Below are 15362 nucleotides of genomic sequence, written 5' to 3' on the forward strand. Positions count from 1 at the left end.
TCTCCCCTTGGAAGGATCAAGGAAGAGAAGGAGCGGAGGGAAGCGGGAACAAGGTGAGGGCGTATAACTCTTGATTGTCCCGAAAAAGGAGGCTGCCTTGGCAGAACCCGGCCTGCTGCGCCATACGGCTGAGCACGGAAAAACGCTCATGCCGCCCATGGCGCGACCAATGACGATACAAACTGCGCCGGTCAGCGGGGGACAAAGCCACCCATTGACGCCGGCAAACGCCCGCCAGCCGCCGCAGATAGTCCTGGCGGCTTTCGTCCTCGCGTGGCAGGGGGTCATGCGCGAGGAGACACCCCCCAGGCCGCAATATCTGACGAGCCAGGCCAAACAGCTCGCGTTTCAGGGGGCGCGAGAAGTGATGCAGGAACAAGCCCATCCAAATCACGTCCACCGGCTCGCGGCTGTGGCGCAGATACTCCAGCGCGTCGGCCGCGACAAGGTTACAGGGGCAGGCCAGGCGGGAGAGATGCTGGCGTGCGCGTGTCAACTTGGGGGAGGAGGTATCCACGCCGGTGTAGTGGGCCACCGGCAAGTTCCGCAGGGTGGCGGCGATTTCCCGGGCATCGCCGCAACCCAGGTCCAACAGGTGAAGCGGGCGGGAGAACGAGCGGCGTAAAAAACTCCGCAGCGCGTGGTGCGCCTGCCGATGGCACAAGTAATTGCGGGCGCGAGCCAGGTTGAACACCTGTTCGCGGTCAAAGTGAGCGTGAATCACGGCCATACGTGAACGTTACCAGCCCAGCACGTAACCGAAGAGCAAGGGAGCCACAATGGTGGCGTCTGATTCAATCATATATTTGGGCGTGCGCCGGCCCAGCTTGCCCCAGGTGATTTTTTCATTGGGAACGGCGCCGGAATAGCTGCCGTAGCTGGTGGTGGAATCGCTGATCTGGCAGAAATAGGACCACCGCCGCACCCGGCGGCGCAAGTCCTGGTGCAGCATGGGCACCACACAAATGGGGAAATCGCCGGCGATGCCCCCGCCGATTTGCAGCATGCCCAGCCCGTGTCGCCGGGTCAGGGTTTGATACAGTGAGGCCAGCCACAGCATGTATTCAATGCCCGTGCGCACGGTATGCACGTGCTTGATTTCCCCGCGGATCACTGCGGCGGCATACATGTTGCCCAAGGTCGAGTCCTCCCAGCCGGGCACCATCAACGGCAGATTCTTCTCGGCGGCCGCCAGCACCCAACTGTGGCGGGGGTCAATTTGATAATACCGTTGGTAACGCCCGCTTTGCAGAACCTGATAAAAAAATTCGTGGGGAAAATAACGCTCCCCTTTTTGGTCGGCTTGAGTCCAGACCTCCAGCATGGCCTTTTCCATGCGGCGCATGGCTTCGGCTTCCGGAATGCAGGTGTCAGTCACCCGGTTCAAATGGCGGCGCAACAATTGTTCCTCATCACGGCTGGATAACTCCCGATAATGCGGCAGGCGGACATAGTGGCGGTGCGCCACCAAATTAAAGACGTCCTCCTCCAAATTGGCGCCGGTGCAGCAGATCAAATGCACTTTATCCTGCCGGATCATCTCCGCCAGGGAAAGGCCAAGCTCCGCCGTGCTCATGGCACCGGCCAGGGTGATCATCATGCGATTGCCCAGCGCAAGCTGGCGCCGGTATTCGCGCGCCGCGTCCAGCAGGCTGGCGGCGTTGAAGTGCCGGTAATGATGCTCCATGAAGTGGCTGAGAGCTCCCGTTGCCACAGCGCCGGTTGCCTCACGCCGCCGTGAGGTGGTGGGTGATGAGGTGACCTTCATAAAATGTCCTTCAGATTTATAGCCTCCCACAAGCCTGCTGCCGGCGGAGAGTATTCCGCCGCGGGACAGGCGGCCCGTGGACACAGCCCGCCGCCATATTAAGCCGCCTCAGTATTACGTAAATATAAAATCGTGTGAACAATAAAGTTATTGGCTATAAACAAACTGATGAGTCGTGGAGGAAAGAGGGCAAACAGTGATGACTCGGAGCCGCCGTGCCGGGAAACAAGGTGTGCTTTTCAATGCCCGGCCAACCGCAACGCTGGTCGGGTTTTCCTGCCTGGGGTTGTCGGCAACGGACCGAATCCAGCCCCCGCGGCGGAGCCCGCTCCCGAAGGTGGCAAAAAGGAGGCGCGCCCCTTTTGATAAAGGCCGGGCCGCAAGGAATTACTGCTTGCCGACTCCCTCCGAAAAGCCATACTGTTTACGGCCAGCATGACTTATTGTGTTTGGATGTGAAGGGCGCCCGCCTGCGGGTGGAAGCGCCGGCAGTTGGATATTGTTATGCGCGGCTCGAAAACTGAACAACCGCTGACACCGGAAGGAGACGCCGGCGTTGCTGCCGGTCGGGATTCCATCCTGGCGGAGCGTCCGCGGTTGTTGATTGTGGATGATGATGAAGGGCCGCGGAAATCGTTGCGGATCATTTTCAGTGAGGATTACTCGGTTTTGACCGCCGCCAGCGGGGAGGAGGCCCTGGAAATACTCAAGCGGCAGGCGGAGGCACAATTGCCGGTGAATGTGGCTATTTTGGACATCCGCATGACGGGGATGACAGGGATTGATTTGCTGGGGCGGATGAAGACGCAGGAGCCGGATGTGGCGGTGATTATGCTGACGGCCTACGAGACGCTGGAGACGGCGCGGCAGGCCTTGCGGCTGGGGGCGTGTGATTACCTGACCAAGCCGTTTGATTTGTTGACGATGCGGGCGGCGGTGGCCAAGGCCGTGGAGCGCAACCGCTGTGCGCGACAGTTTCGCAACAATGAGGAGGTCCTGAAACAAATCCAAGAGCAGTTGCGGGAGTATCAGGTGCGGGAGGAGATGGCCCGCAAGCAGGGGGAGATTTACAGCATGGTGCTGCACGACATCAACAACCCCCTGACGGTGATCAGCGGGCTGGCGGTGATGGCCAACGAGCGCCTGCGGCGGTTGCAGGTGCCCTACACACAGGATTTATCCTCGGTGAGGGAGGATTTGGCGCAGATCGAGCAGCAGGTCTTCAAATGCCTGGAGGTCTCCCGGCGGTATCTGGGCTTTGCGCGGCGGCGGCCGGGGGAAATCCCGCAGGTGAATGTGAACCGGGTGTTGGAGGACATGCGCACCTTGTTGCGGCCCAACCCGGCCCTGGAAGGGCATGAGCTGCGCGTGCAGCCGCCGCCCACGGAGATTTTTGCCCGCATCAATGGCACGGATTTAATCCAGATTCTCTTGAACCTGGTGATCAATGCGCTGCAGGCGACGGATCAGCCGCATCAAGTCTATGTGACGGCCGCCCTGGCGCCGCAGCCGGTGCCGGGGGCCCTGATGCAGGAAACCAACCAGGCCTTTTTTGCCAACCGGGCGGGATTCAACAATGAGCCGCCGTTGGTGGAAATCCGGGTGGAGGACAACGGCCCCGGGATATCCGCCGTGCCGGTAAAAAGGATTTTTGAGGCCTACTACACCACCAAGCAACCGGGCAAGGGCACGGGACTGGGATTGACCATCGTCCTCCACCTGCTGGAGCAGTCGCATGGCGGGTTGCGGGTGGAAACCCGGCCGGGCCTGGGCACCACCTTTACCTTGTGGTTCCCGGCCCGTTGACCGACAAACCGGCTGGAGGTGAAGAAGCCCACGGCCGGCAGCCGGGGACGGATTTGAGCGGCAGAGACCAAAGCATGCTAGTTTACCACGTGGGGTGGTGCGCCAAAACGGGATTTTGCTGGGGGGTTAGGGGGGTGATTTGAACAAGGCCAGGCAACAGACACAGGCAAAACGATGGATGAAGTAAAAACAGGTGCCCGCTGGCCGGAAGCTCCCGGGGAGCTTCCCGGAGCTGGCCTGCCGGGCCTGGCCCATGATCTGAGTAGCTGGCTGACGCCGGTCAAAACCTGTCTGCAGCTTTGGGAAACCGGTCAGGTGGAAAAGGCCGCCGCTCTGCGGTCCACTGCCCTGCAAAACTTGCGCACAGTGATGGATTGTTTGGCGTGGGTGCGCGAGGGAGCAGCCGGCCGCCCGGCGGCCATGGCACCGGTCAAACTGCGGGCTTTGCTGAAGCAGGCAGTGGCGGATTGTGACGGATTGCTGCGGGACAAGCAGCTTGAGGTGGATCTGGCACCCGGGCCGGAGGTGGAGGTTTTAGGCGATTCTTGGTTGCTGCGGCGGCTGTTTCTCAATCTGTTCAACAATGCGGCGCATGCCTCGCCGGCCGGGGGCCGGGTGGCGGTGCAGGTGGAAACGTCCGCCACAGCAGCCGGAGGCGTGCAGGTGAGTCTCCGCAATGCGTGCCTGCCTGCCGCGGCCGGCGGGATTGGAGAAGAGGCCATGCGGCAACGCCTGGGGCTGCGGATCAGCCAGGAAATATGCCGGTTGCATCAGGGGCAAATGGATTTGGTATGTGAGGAGGCGGCGCAGGCCGTGACCGTAATCGTGAGTCTTCCGCGAGCGCAGGCGGACGCTTAAGGAGGCAACCGGGTCAGGGTGAGGCGGGGCTGGAGGCTGGCACCCCCGCCTGCCGGCGCAATTCCAAGGCCCGCTCGATGGCACCGCTGAGGGCTTCGACGGAAAAAGGTTTCTGCAGAAAAGCCACCACGCCCAAGGCCAGCAAACTCTCGATGTCCGAGGGGGAGGCGTTGCCACTGATGGCGATGGCGGGGAGGCTGGGGACGATCTCCTTCACGCGCTGAATCAGTTGGCGGCCATCCATTTCCGGCATGGCAAAGTCGGTGACCAACACATCAATGAGCCCCGGCTGGCTTTGGAGGAGCTGCAGGGCTTCCGGTCCGGAGCGGGCGCCCAAGACATGGTAGCCCCGCAATCTGAGCGTCAACTGCAGGGCAGCCAACACCTCGGCCTGGTCATCCACAATCAAAATGGTTGGCCGTGGCGGCTCCGGGCGGCTGTTCGTTGAAAGATTCATGCGTTGGTTTATGGCCGTGGCAGGGCAATAGGGGGTCGGGCATCAGTGGCTCGAACTGGCCCACCTCCGCTATCACCCGGGGGGCAGTTCACGACGAAGCGGCCCCCCTGTCAAGGGGATTCTGGGGAAAAGTTATCCACAAGGTCCCGCGGTGGGAGCCGCAGACCCTCATTCTCCAACATGCCCGTTGTCTGGATCAGCCGGGCTGCCTTCCTCCCAGTAAAGTCGGGAGGCCGCAGGGCGGGACGGCGGGAGGCTCGTCCCGCCCGCAGCAAATGGTCTTACTCCAAGGTCATCAGCGGCTGGCCTTCTTCGGCGGCGTCGCCCACCGCCACTTTGATGGCTTTCACCACGCCATCGCGCGGGGCGAAGACGTTGGTGTTCATCTTCATGGCTTCGAGCACCAGTACGCAGTCCCCGGCTTTGACGGCCTGGCCCACCTGCACGTTGATGGCCACCACGCGGCCGGTGAGGGGGCTGGGGATGTCGCCCGGGCCGGCCGGAGCGCCTGCGGCAGCCGGGGCCGGAGCGGGGGAGGCCGTGGGAGCCGGCGCGGGCGCGGGTGGGGGCGGTGGAGGCGGAGGTGGAGGCGGGGCGGCCACCGGCACCGCCGGAGCGGGCGCGGACACCGCGGCGCGGCCGCTGTCATCCAGGACTTCCACCAGGACATCGTATTGTTTGCCGTCAATCGTGATGAGGAGTCGTTTGGTCATGAAAAATCCAAGGGGTTGGAGGTTGTGACTTTAGCGAATGCGGTGCGAGGCGAAGTGCTGGACGCGGCCTTCAATGGCCCAGGTATTGAGCACGGCACCCAGCGGCCACGGGCCGAAGGACGGCGTGCGCACCGGTTCCACGCCCACGATGCGGTGGGGGCCGTCAATGACCATCGCCACGGCCGCGGCGATGGTGGCGGCGATCTCCGCGTCAATCGGGTCGGCGCCGGGCCGGCTGCGCAGCGGCGGGGCCACCGGGGTGTCATCCCCGGCGCCCGCCGTGAGTTGCGCGCCCGCCAGCCGGGCGACGGAGGCGTAGGTGCGGGGGGTGAACTCTCCGCAGAACGTGTCGGCGCGCACCAGCGGAAACGCGGCCGCGCGGGGGGGGAAACGATGGCAGCGTCCGTAATTGTACTTGAGTTCGGCGCCGATTTTGACGCCGGCTTCTTCATGCTGCCACCACAGGCAATGTTCGCAACTAAGCTGCATACAATCAGTTTGTGCCGGGGCTCATCATGCGCCGGGCGCGCGGGATGTGCCAGCCGGAAGTGAGGGTTACAGCGGAATGGTGCCGTGCTTCTTGGGCGGCCGGGTTTCGCGCTTGCTTAGGGTGTTGCGCAGGGCCATGGCCACTGCGGCGCGGGTTTCGGCCGGTTCAATGACGTCGGTGATCATGGCCTTGGAGGCGGCCTCGTAGGGCGAGCAGAATTTGTCGCGGTACTCGGCCTGCAACTCCGCTTCGCGGGCCTTGGGATCGGCGGCGGCGGCGATTTCCTTTTTGTAAAGCACCTTCACGGCGCCTTCCGCGCCCATGACGGCAATTTCCGCCGTGGGCCAGGCATAGACGAAGTCCGCGCCCATGTCCTGGCTGCACATGGCCAGATAGGCGCCGCCGTAGGCCTTGCGCATGATCACGGTGATCTTGGGCACCGTGGCCGAGGCGTAGGCAAAGAGCATCTTCGCGCCATGGCGGATGATGCCACCACGTTCCTGTTGCAGGCCGGGCAGGAAGCCGGGCACGTCCACCAGCGTCACCAGCGGGATGTTAAACACGTTGCAGAAGCGGATGAACCGCGCCGCCTTGTCGGAGGAGTCAATGTCCAGAGTGCCGGCCTTGACCATGGGCTGGTTGGCCACAATGCCCACCACAATGCCCTGGATGCGGGCGAAGCCCACCACGATGTTCTTGGCGAATTCTTTGGCGACTTCAAAGAAATCACCCGCGTCCACCAGCCGCTGGATGACCTCGAGCACGTTGTAGGCCTGTTTGGGGTCGGCCGGCACCAGCTCGTTCATGCCGGGGTCCGGCGTCATGTCCACCACCGGCGTGGGATGGTGCGGCGGGTCCATGAGGTTGTTGGGGGGGAGGTAGGAGAGCAGCTTGCGCACCAGCTCCACGGCGTGGGCGTCGTTTTCGGCGATGAAATGGATGTTGCCGCTCACGGCCGCATGCGCCTCGGCGGTGGCAAAGTCCTCCAGGGCCGCCTTCTGGCCGGTGGCCGCCTTGATGACCTCGGGGCCGCAGATGAACATGTTGGCCGTCTTGCGCACCATGATCAAAAAGTCCATGAGCGCCGGGGAGTAGGCCGCGCCGCCGGCGCAGGGGCCGGCAATGACCGCGATTTGCGGCACCACACCGGAGAGGAGGACGTTGCGGAAAAACACCTGCCCATAACCGGCCAGGGATTCCACGCCTTCCTGAATGCGCGCGCCGCCGGAGTCATTGAAGCCCACCACGGGCATGCCGCAGCGCAGGGCGTATTCCATCATATCGCTGATCTTGCGGGAGTGAATGCGCCCCAGCGCCCCGCCGCCCACGGTGAAATCCTGGCTGAAAACAGCCACCGGCCGGCCGTCCACCAGGCCCACGCCGGTGATGACGCCGTCGCCCGGCATGGGTTTGCCTTCCATGCCGAAGTTGTGGCAATCGTGCTGGGCATGCTGCCCCATCTCCAGGAAGGTGCCGGGTTGGAAGAGCGCCTCGACGCGATCGCGGGCCGTCATCAGCCCCTTGGCGCGGCGGGCTTCCAGTTTGTCCGTGCCCCCAGCCGCCCGGGCAACCGCCCGGCGGTGGGCCAGGTTCTTCAACAATTTGGGATCAATAGGCATAGGTCAAAGTGCGTTAAACCACGTGGTCAAGACAGTCTCCGGCCGTTTAATGGCCGCTGCAGCAACAGCCGCCGCCGTTGTTTTTGGGCATGCAAAACTCCGTCAGCACGCCGTAGGTGGACTTGGGATGCAGGAAGGCCACCAGCTTGTTGGCCGCGCCTTCAAACGGCTTTTCATGGATGAGCTTGCAGCCCGCCGCGGCCGCCTGTTGCAACTGGGCCTCGATGTTGTCCGTCCCAAACGCGACATGGTGAATGCCGCCATGGGGATTTTTTTCCAGAAACTTGGCAATGGGGCTTTCGGGGTCCGTTGGCTCCAGCAGCTCGATGTGGACCTCGCCCACGCTGAAGAAGGCCACCCGCACTTTTTGGGAGGCCACTTCCTCGCGTTTTTCGCATTTCAGGCCGAGGGCCTTTTCGTAGTAGTTCACCACTTCATCGAGGTTTCTGACCGCGATGCCCAGATGGTCAATTTTTTTGATCATAACGTTCCATTTCGTTCAAGGATGGGGGGGAGATGGCGCCGGGCCGTGCACCGGGGCGGTTTCGGCCAGCGCCAAAAGTTCCTGGGCCGCCTGCGGGGCGGTGATTTCCCCGCGCAGCAGGGCGGCCTCGAGCCGGGCGTGGGCGGCGGCGATGCCGGGCAGGCGGTAGAACCGCGCCTCCAGCTCCTCGCGTATCAAGTCCGCCAGCCATTGACGGGACTGCTCCTGCCGCAACTGGCGGAGGATGCCCGGCGGCTCGAGCAGGGCGTAAAAATTCTGGATCATTTCCCAGACGGCGGGAATGCCCTCGCCGGTGAGTGCCGAGCAGGCGGCGACGGGTGTTTTCCAGGGCGGGGTGGCCGGCGCCAGGTAATGCAGCGCGGTGGCGTACTCCTGGCGGGTTTGCTCGGCCCGCTGGCGCAGCGGGCCGTCGGCCTTGGTGACGAGCACCGCATCGGCATTTTCCACAATGCCCTTCTTGATGCCCTGCAACTCGTCGCCCGCTCCGGGCAGCAGGAGCAGCAGAAAAAAATCCACCATCGAGCGCACGGCCACCTCGCTTTGTCCCACGCCCACGGTCTCCACAATCACCACCTCGAAGCCAGCGGCTTCGCACAGCAGCATGGTTTCGCGGGTTTTGCGGGCCACCCCCCCGAGGGTTTTGCCGGAAGGGGAGGGCCGGATGAACGCGTTGGGCTGGCGGCAAAGCTGCTCCATGCGCGTTTTATCGCCGAGGATGCTGCCGCCGGCGCGGTTGCTCGAAGGGTCCACCGCCAGCACGGCCACGTGCAATCCCTGCCGGCACAAATGGCAGCCCAACGCCTCGATAAAGGTGCTCTTGCCCACGCCCGGCGCGCCCGTGATACCGATGCGCCGCGCCTTGCCGGTATGGGGCAACAACTGCCGCAGGACGGCCTGGGCGGTGACTTGATGCGCGGGGGCGGAGCTTTCGATGAGGGTGATGGCGCGGGCCAGAATTGTGCGATCCCCGCGCCGCACGCCCTCCACATAATCCTCCACGCTCAACCGCCGCAATTTGGGCCGGGCGGCGCGGGCGGGCGCCCCGGGCGGCGGCACCACCGGCGGCAGCACCCGCAAGGTCTCCGAGACCTGCTCGGGCGGCACGCTGGCCGCTGCGGCAGGCGAGGAGGCCCCCGGCATGTCTTCCGCGCAGGTGGTCATGATTTATTCGGCGTGGGCGTGAGCGCGCTCAAGCTGGTTGAGGATTTCCATGGCGGCCTCGGTGATGACCGTGCCCGGCCCAAAGATGGCGGCCGCGCCGTGCTCGCGCAAGAACGGATAATCCTGCGCCGGGATGACGCCGCCCACCACCACCAGGATGTCTTCGCGGCCCAGTTTCTTCAACTCGGCCACCAGCTCGGGCAGGAGGGCCTTGTGCCCGCCGGCCAGGGAGCTGATGCCCACCACATGGACATCGTTTTCCACCGCCATGCGGGCGGTCTCCTCCGGCGACTGGAAGAGCGGGCCAATGTCCACATCAAAGCCCATGTCGGCATAGGCGGTGGCCACCACCTTGGCGCCGCGGTCGTGGCCGTCCTGGCCCATTTTGGCCACCAGGATGCGCGGCCGCCGGCCTTCGCGCTGGGCAAAGGCTTCGACGCGCCGGCGCACCTCGGCCAGTTGATCGGGCTGGCCGTACTCGGAGGTGTACACGCCGGAGATGGAGCGGATCAACGCCTTGTGCCGGCCAAAGTGTTTTTCGAGCGCGGCGGAGATTTCGCCCAGCGTGGCGCGATGCCGCGCGGCCTCGATGGCCAGCTCCAGCAGGTTGCCCTCGCCGGTTTCGGCGGCGCGGGACAGGGCGGCCAGGGCGGCCTCGACCCGGGCCTGGTTGCGGGTGGCGCGGATGTGGGCCAGCCGTTTGATCTGGGCCTCGCGCACGGCGGCGTTGTCCACCTCCAGCACGGGGATCGGCTCCGATTGTTCCAGGCGGTAGGCGTTGACGCCCACAATGATTTCCTTGCCGGAATCAATGCGCGCCTGCCGGCGGGCGGCGGCCTCCTCGATGCGCAGCTTGGGCAGGCCGGTTTCAATGGCCTTGGCCATGCCGCCGAGCGACTCGATCTCCTGCAGGTGCGCCCAGGCCTTTTCCATGAGGGCCTGGGTGAGAGCCTCCACGTAGAAGGAGCCGGCCCAGGGATCAATTACCTTGCAAATGCCGGTTTCCTCCTGCAGGAAAAGCTGGGTGTTGCGGGCGATGCGGGCCGAGAAATCGGTCGGCAGCGCAATGGCCTCGTCCAGCGAATTGGTGTGGAGGGATTGCGTATGTCCCAGGGCGGCGGCCATGGCCTCGACGCAGGTGCGGGCCACGTTGTTGAAGGGATCCTGTTCCGTCAGGCTCCAGCCCGAGGTCTGCGAGTGCGTGCGCAGCGCCATGGACTTGGGATTTTTGGGGTGGAACTGCTTGATGAGTTTGGCCCACAACAGGCGCGCCGCGCGCATCTTGGCCACCTCCATGAAGTAATTTTTGCCCTGCGCCCAGAAGAACGAGAGCCGCGGCGCAAAGGCGTCAATGTCAATGCCCGCCTGCAAACCGGTGCGCACATATTCCAGGCCGTCGGCCAGGGTGTAGGCCAGCTCCAAATCCACCGTGGCCCCGGCCTCCTGCATGTGATAGCCGGAGATGGAGATGGAGTTGAACTTGGGCATGTTTTTGGACGTGAAGGCAAAGATGTCCGCGATGATGCGCATCGAGGGCTTGGGCGGATAAATGTAGGTGTTCCGCACCAGGTACTCCTTGAGGATGTCATTTTGAATGGTGCCGGAGAGCTGTGCCATCGGCACGCCCTGCTCCTCGGCCGCCACGATGTAAAAGGCCATGATGGGCAGCACCGCGCCGTTCATGGTCATGGAGACCGAGATGCGGTCCAGCGGGATGCCGTCGAAAAGGATTTTGGCATCCTCCACGCTGCAGACGGCCACGCCGGCCTTGCCCACATCGGCAAAGGCGCGCGGATGATCGGAGTCATAGCCGCGATGGGTGGGCAGGTCGAAGGCCACCGAAAGCCCCTGCTGGCCGGCGGCGATGTTGCGGCGGTAGAAGGCGTTGCTTTCCTCGGCGGTGGAGAAGCCGGCGTACTGCCGCACCGTCCACGGTTTGACCACGTACATGGAGGCGTAAGGCCCGCGCAGAAAGGGCGGCAGGCCCGGCAGATAATCCAGGTGCAGGGCGGCGTCCAGATCGCGGCGCGTATAGAGGGGTTTCACCTCGATCTGCTCCATCGTCTGCCAGAGCAGCTCCTTGAGCGGGCGCCCCGTCTCGCGCTCCACCTGCTGCTGCCATTGTTCAAAGGTGACGGCCGCCTGCGGCGGTTGAAACGGCACTTGAGTGAAATCAGGCAAGGTTTTCACAGAGCAACTCCCATTTGTTTGGCTAATTGAGTCAAAAAGGCGGCGGCCTCGAGGCGGAGGTGCACAAAGTCATCCACGCCGGCCTGTTTGTGCGCCTCAATTTGATCCGGCGGATAACCGGCCAGGATCACCTTCCGCCGCGCATCGGCGGTTTTCACCGCCTTCACCAGCGGCGGCACCAGCTCCGGATAGGTCTCATCCGTGCTGCAAATCACGATGACCGGCGCGCCGGATTCCACCGCCGCCCTGGCGGCGTCCTCCGGGGTCTTGAAGCCGGCGGGGTAAATGATTTCCCAGCCGCCCGTCTCAAGGAAAGCGCGGCAAAAGTCGGCCCGGGCCTTGTGCTGTTTGAGGGGGCCCAGATTGGCAAGGAAGACCTTGAGCGGCCCGTGCTGCGCGGCGTGGGCGCGCATGGCCGCGCGCAATTTCTCGAAGGCTTCCGCGGCGCGCACCAGGGGCACCGGCTGCCACCCGGTTTCGGGCGTGTCATTGGCCCGGAGGGCGCGGGTGATTTCCCCCAGCGTGGCACCGGCCAGGGCGGCCTCGATGGCGGCCTCCACCACGCCCGCCTCGCCGCCGTTCACAATGCGGTTGAGGCGTTCGAGAATGGCCGTGCTCTGGGTTTCATCGGCCCCGCTGCGGTAATCCTCAATCTGCCGGGCGCGCTGCCGGTGGAAGTCGGCCGGCACGGCCGGCGTAACCGGCAGCGGCTCTTCTTTGACATTGGCGTATTGATTGACACCCACCAGGGTGTCGCGCCGCTGCGCCACCGCCTTGAGGCGGGCGGCACGGGTTTTGGCCACTTCTTCCTGGGGGAAGCCCTGGCGCATGGCGGCGGCCAGGCCACCGCGTTTTTCGATGTCCTGGAAGAACGCCCAGGCGCGGCGGGCGATCTCGTGCGTCAGCCATTCCACGTAGTAAGCGCCGCCGGCGGGGTCAATGACCTTGTCCAAATCACATTCCTTTTGCAGGATGAGCTGGATGTTGCGGGCCAGGCGGCGGGAGAAATCATCCGGCGGCCGGATGACCTCGTCAAACGCGCCCACCTGCAGGCTTTGCACGCCCCCCACCACGGCGCTGAAGGCCTCCACGGTGGTGCGCAGGAGATTGACGTAGGGGTCCAGCTTGCTCTTGTTAAAGTGCGCGGTGCGCACGTGCAGGGTGAGTTGCTGCGCCTCCGCCGAGCCGCCCAGGGCGGCCACGGCATTGGCCCAGAGCATGCGGGCGGCGCGCAGCTTGGCGATTTCCATGAAGAAGTGCGAGCCGACCGTCAGCGCAAAGCGCAGGTGGCGGGCCACGGTGTTGATGTCCAGCCCGCGCTGATGCATCTGGCGGAGGTATTCCACGCCGGCGGCCAGCGCCAGGCCCAGCTCCTGCACGGCGCTGGCGCCGCTTTCATGCCAGGCGCGGCTGTGCACGCAGATGGTCTGGAGGCGTGGCGCATGTTGGGCGGCCCAGCGGGTGAGCAGGGCCATCTCCCGGTAGGCCCCCTCCAGGGACTGCGGCAGCCGGCCTTCGTGGGCCAGAATGCCCAGCGGATCCATTTCAATGCAGCCGCTCAGCTCGCTGATGGGTTTGCCCTGCCGCCGCCGCCAGGCGGCCAGCAGCGCGGCAAACGGCAGCGCCGAAGCGCCCGTGCGCACAAACAACGGCACTTGCGCCACTTCAATCCCCTCCAGGGCTTTGGCCACGTCCTCCAGGGTGGCGATGGAGACGCCACCTGCGCCCACATCCTCGTGCGCCAGCACGCGGTCCGGGTCCTGGCCGTTGCGGGTGGCATGGTCCACCACCATGTTCAGACTCGTCAACCCGCGCGCCAGGGCCGCCCGGGCCAGGCGGTTGAACTCGGCGGGCGCCGGCGCGTATAATTCCTGTGAGACCTGCCAGCTCTCCGCCCGGTAGCCGGCGGCGCGGATGCCGCGCACATAGGGAGCGAAACCGGGGAAACTGTCCACATGGCCCAGCCCTTCGAGGTCCTCCCGCCGGTACAACGGCTGGAGCGTGATGCCCTCGTAGGTGGGGGTGAGCATCTTTTTGTCGAAAGGCGCCCCTTTCAGCTCGGCTTCCACGGCTGCCTTCCAGTCGGCGTAGGACGGCGGCGGGAAATCGCTCCGGAACTCCAGCGGCGGCCAGGTAGGGGTGGGGGTGGATTTTTGTTCCATAGTCACCTTATTAAGGAGAGACCCAGGTTACGCTTCGCGCACGGTCACCATGCGGCGCACGCCATTCACGGTAATGGCAAAATGCCGGGTATGGCCATTGGTCCGCGGGGCCGCGGCTGCCACAGGCGCGGGCGCCGGTGCGGGTGCCGGCGGGGCCGCAGGCTTGGGCGCGGGCGGCGGAGCGGCCGTCGCTGCGGGGGCCGCGACGGGCGCGGGCGCCTTGGGTTTCAAGAGGGCCTCGACTTGTTGCGGGAACATGGCGTACAGCACCGCAATCTCATCGGTATCCGGCAGTCCTTTGGCCCGCAGTTGCTCGCGCAACTTGGGCATGCCCGGATCCAGCAGATCGGCGGGCCGCTCGGTGATGGGTTTCTTGCCGGTTTGCTTCTCCACCTGGGCCAGCACCTCCGGCGCAATCGGGCCGGGCGTCTTGCCGTATTTTCCGAGGGCGATGTCCGCGGCCGGCTGTGAGATGTTCTTCCAGCGCCCGAACTTGACGTTGAGCATGGCCTGCGTGCCCACGATCTGGGAGGTCGGCGTCACCAGAGGAACATAGCCCAAACAGGCGCGGACGTAAGGGATTTCTTTGAGCACTTCCTGGAACTTGTCGGCCATGCCCTGTTCCTTGAGCTGGGTGCGGAAGTTGCTCAGCATACCGCCCGGCACCTGGTAGGTGAGGATGTCCGCATCCACCTTTTCGTTGGCGGGGCTGGTGAACTTGGACAGCTCCTGATACACGCCCGTGAAGTATTCCTGCAACTTGTAGAGGCGCTCTTCATCAAAGCTGGGCCGGCGCGGATGACCGTCGAGCAGCGCCAGCATCCGCAGGGTGTCGGGCTGCGCGGTGCCGTTGGCAAAGGGCGCAATGGAGGTTTCCACCGCGTCCACGCCGGCGTCAATGGCCGCCAGGTAGGAGGCCGCGGCCAGGCCGGCGGTATCGTGGCTGTGGAGCACGATGGGGATTTTGACCCGTTTCTTCAGTTCACGGATGAGGGTGGCCGCCACCCCCGGCTTGATGAGGCCGGCCATGTCCTTGATGCCAATGGAGTGGCAGCCCATGGCCTCCAGCTCCACGCCCATTTGCACAAACGCCTCCAGCGTGTGCACGGGGCTGGTGGTGTAGCAAATCTCGCCCCGGGCATGTTTGCCGGCCTTGATGACGCATTGCACGGCATGGCGGAGGTTGCGCACATCGTTCAAGGCGTCAAAAATCCGAAAGATATCCATCCCCGCCCGGGCGGAGCAGTTCACAAACGCCTCCACCACGTCATCCGGAAAACTGGCATATTGCACGATGTTCTGTCCGCGCAGCAACATGATGTGCGGGGTTTTGGGCGCGGCCTTTTTCAGCGCCCGCAGCCGGTCAAAGGGATTTTCATTGAGATACCGCAGGCAGGAGTCAATGGTGGCACCCCCCCAGGTTTCCAGACCGGCAAAACCCAGCTCGTCCAGCTCCGGGGCCACGGGCAGCATTTGAGCGGTGGTCATCCGCGTGGCGGCCAGCGATTGATGGCCGTCCCGCAGCACAGTGTTGTTGAACTGCACGGTTTTCACGTTCATTCCGATTTCAAGGCTCAAGTTGCTTCGTCCGCCGGGTCATCCTGGGGACACCCCACCGGCCGAAGGTCGGTTA

Annotated in this window: 13 protein-coding genes; 2 read left to right on the forward strand and 11 right to left on the reverse strand. The window is 64.3% G+C overall.

Going from position 1 to position 15362, the window contains the following annotated elements; genetic code table 11:
* Positions 1 to 16: 16 nt before the first annotated feature.
* On the reverse strand, positions 17 to 730 hold the full coding sequence (locus N3J91_00985) for a class I SAM-dependent methyltransferase (GenBank protein MCX8155019.1): 714 nt from the start codon (positions 728 to 730) through the stop codon (positions 17 to 19).
* Positions 731 to 739: 9 nt separating this feature from the next.
* Complete coding sequence (locus N3J91_00990) at positions 740 to 1687, reverse strand: deoxyhypusine synthase family protein (GenBank protein MCX8155020.1); 948 nt, start codon at positions 1685 to 1687, stop codon at positions 740 to 742.
* 585 nt (positions 1688 to 2272) lie between these two features.
* On the opposite strand from N3J91_00990, the gene N3J91_00995 reads away from it, so the two are divergent.
* Together N3J91_00995 and N3J91_01000 are read left to right on the forward strand one after the other, a co-directional pair.
* Positions 2273 to 3574 (forward strand): response regulator, encoded by a 1302-nt coding sequence (locus N3J91_00995; GenBank protein MCX8155021.1) that lies wholly within the window; start codon positions 2273 to 2275, stop codon positions 3572 to 3574.
* Positions 3575 to 3748: 174 nt separating this feature from the next.
* Positions 3749 to 4432, forward strand: a complete 684-nt coding sequence (locus N3J91_01000; protein MCX8155022.1) for a hypothetical protein — start codon at positions 3749 to 3751, stop codon at positions 4430 to 4432.
* A gap of 13 nt (positions 4433 to 4445) precedes the next feature.
* On the opposite strand, the gene N3J91_01005 is transcribed toward N3J91_01000, so the two are convergent.
* The 9 genes from N3J91_01005 to N3J91_01045 form a co-directional block, all read right to left on the reverse strand.
* Positions 4446 to 4889: a response regulator gene (locus N3J91_01005; GenBank protein MCX8155023.1), complete on the reverse strand. Its 444-nt coding sequence runs from the start codon at positions 4887 to 4889 to the stop codon at positions 4446 to 4448.
* A gap of 281 nt (positions 4890 to 5170) precedes the next feature.
* Positions 5171 to 5602 (reverse strand): biotin/lipoyl-binding protein, encoded by a 432-nt coding sequence (locus tag N3J91_01010; GenBank protein ID MCX8155024.1) that lies wholly within the window; start codon positions 5600 to 5602, stop codon positions 5171 to 5173.
* A gap of 30 nt (positions 5603 to 5632) precedes the next feature.
* Positions 5633 to 6091: a hypothetical protein gene (locus N3J91_01015; protein MCX8155025.1), complete on the reverse strand. Its 459-nt coding sequence runs from the start codon at positions 6089 to 6091 to the stop codon at positions 5633 to 5635.
* 66 nt (positions 6092 to 6157) lie between these two features.
* The gene (locus N3J91_01020) at positions 6158 to 7711 is read right to left on the reverse strand and encodes an acyl-CoA carboxylase subunit beta (GenBank protein MCX8155026.1); all 1554 of its coding nucleotides are present in this window, start codon (positions 7709 to 7711) and stop codon (positions 6158 to 6160) included.
* Positions 7712 to 7757: 46 nt separating this feature from the next.
* Positions 7758 to 8195, reverse strand: a complete 438-nt coding sequence (mce, locus tag N3J91_01025) for a methylmalonyl-CoA epimerase (protein ID MCX8155027.1) — start codon at positions 8193 to 8195, stop codon at positions 7758 to 7760.
* A gap of 15 nt (positions 8196 to 8210) precedes the next feature.
* Positions 8211 to 9377: a methylmalonyl Co-A mutase-associated GTPase MeaB gene (gene meaB, locus N3J91_01030; GenBank protein ID MCX8155028.1), complete on the reverse strand. Its 1167-nt coding sequence runs from the start codon at positions 9375 to 9377 to the stop codon at positions 8211 to 8213.
* A 3-nt stretch (positions 9378 to 9380) separates the two neighbouring features.
* Positions 9381 to 11558 carry a methylmalonyl-CoA mutase gene (gene scpA, locus N3J91_01035; protein ID MCX8155029.1) on the reverse strand — a complete coding sequence of 726 codons (2178 nt, stop codon included), beginning with the start codon at positions 11556 to 11558 and terminating at the stop codon, positions 9381 to 9383.
* Positions 11559 to 11563: 5 nt separating this feature from the next.
* Positions 11564 to 13729 carry an acyl-CoA mutase large subunit family protein gene (locus N3J91_01040; protein ID MCX8155030.1) on the reverse strand — a complete coding sequence of 722 codons (2166 nt, stop codon included), beginning with the start codon at positions 13727 to 13729 and terminating at the stop codon, positions 11564 to 11566.
* A gap of 27 nt (positions 13730 to 13756) precedes the next feature.
* Entirely contained in the window at positions 13757 to 15289 is a 1533-nt protein-coding gene (locus N3J91_01045) for a pyruvate carboxylase subunit B (GenBank protein ID MCX8155031.1), read from the reverse strand.
* Positions 15290 to 15362 lie beyond the last annotated feature (73 nt).

It is taken from the genome of Verrucomicrobiia bacterium (genome assembly GCA_026414565.1).
GTDB lineage: Bacteria > Verrucomicrobiota > Verrucomicrobiia > Limisphaerales > Fontisphaeraceae > Fontisphaera.

Bases quoted from the DNA above. Each gene is read 5' to 3' on its own strand.
- N3J91_00985 (MCX8155019.1), bottom strand. From the start codon at position 730: ATGGCCGTGATTCACGCTCACTTTGACCGCGAACAGGTGTTCAACCTG.
- N3J91_00990 (MCX8155020.1), bottom strand. From the start codon at position 1,687: ATGGAGCATCATTACCGGCACTTCAACGCCGCCAGCCTGCTGGACGCG.
- N3J91_00995 (MCX8155021.1), top strand. From the start codon at position 2,273: ATGCGCGGCTCGAAAACTGAACAACCGCTGACACCGGAAGGAGACGCC.
- N3J91_01000 (MCX8155022.1), top strand. From the start codon at position 3,749: ATGGATGAAGTAAAAACAGGTGCCCGCTGGCCGGAAGCTCCCGGGGAG.
- N3J91_01005 (MCX8155023.1), bottom strand. From the start codon at position 4,889: ATGAATCTTTCAACGAACAGCCGCCCGGAGCCGCCACGGCCAACCATT.
- N3J91_01010 (MCX8155024.1), bottom strand. From the start codon at position 5,602: ATGACCAAACGACTCCTCATCACGATTGACGGCAAACAATACGATGTC.
- N3J91_01015 (MCX8155025.1), bottom strand. From the start codon at position 6,091: ATGCAGCTTAGTTGCGAACATTGCCTGTGGTGGCAGCATGAAGAAGCC.
- N3J91_01020 (MCX8155026.1), bottom strand. From the start codon at position 7,711: ATGCCTATTGATCCCAAATTGTTGAAGAACCTGGCCCACCGCCGGGCG.
- mce (MCX8155027.1), bottom strand. From the start codon at position 8,195: ATGATCAAAAAAATTGACCATCTGGGCATCGCGGTCAGAAACCTCGAT.
- meaB (MCX8155028.1), bottom strand. From the start codon at position 9,377: ATGACCACCTGCGCGGAAGACATGCCGGGGGCCTCCTCGCCTGCCGCA.
- N3J91_01040 (MCX8155030.1), bottom strand. From the start codon at position 13,729: ATGGAACAAAAATCCACCCCCACCCCTACCTGGCCGCCGCTGGAGTTC.
- N3J91_01045 (MCX8155031.1), bottom strand. From the start codon at position 15,289: ATGAACGTGAAAACCGTGCAGTTCAACAACACTGTGCTGCGGGACGGC.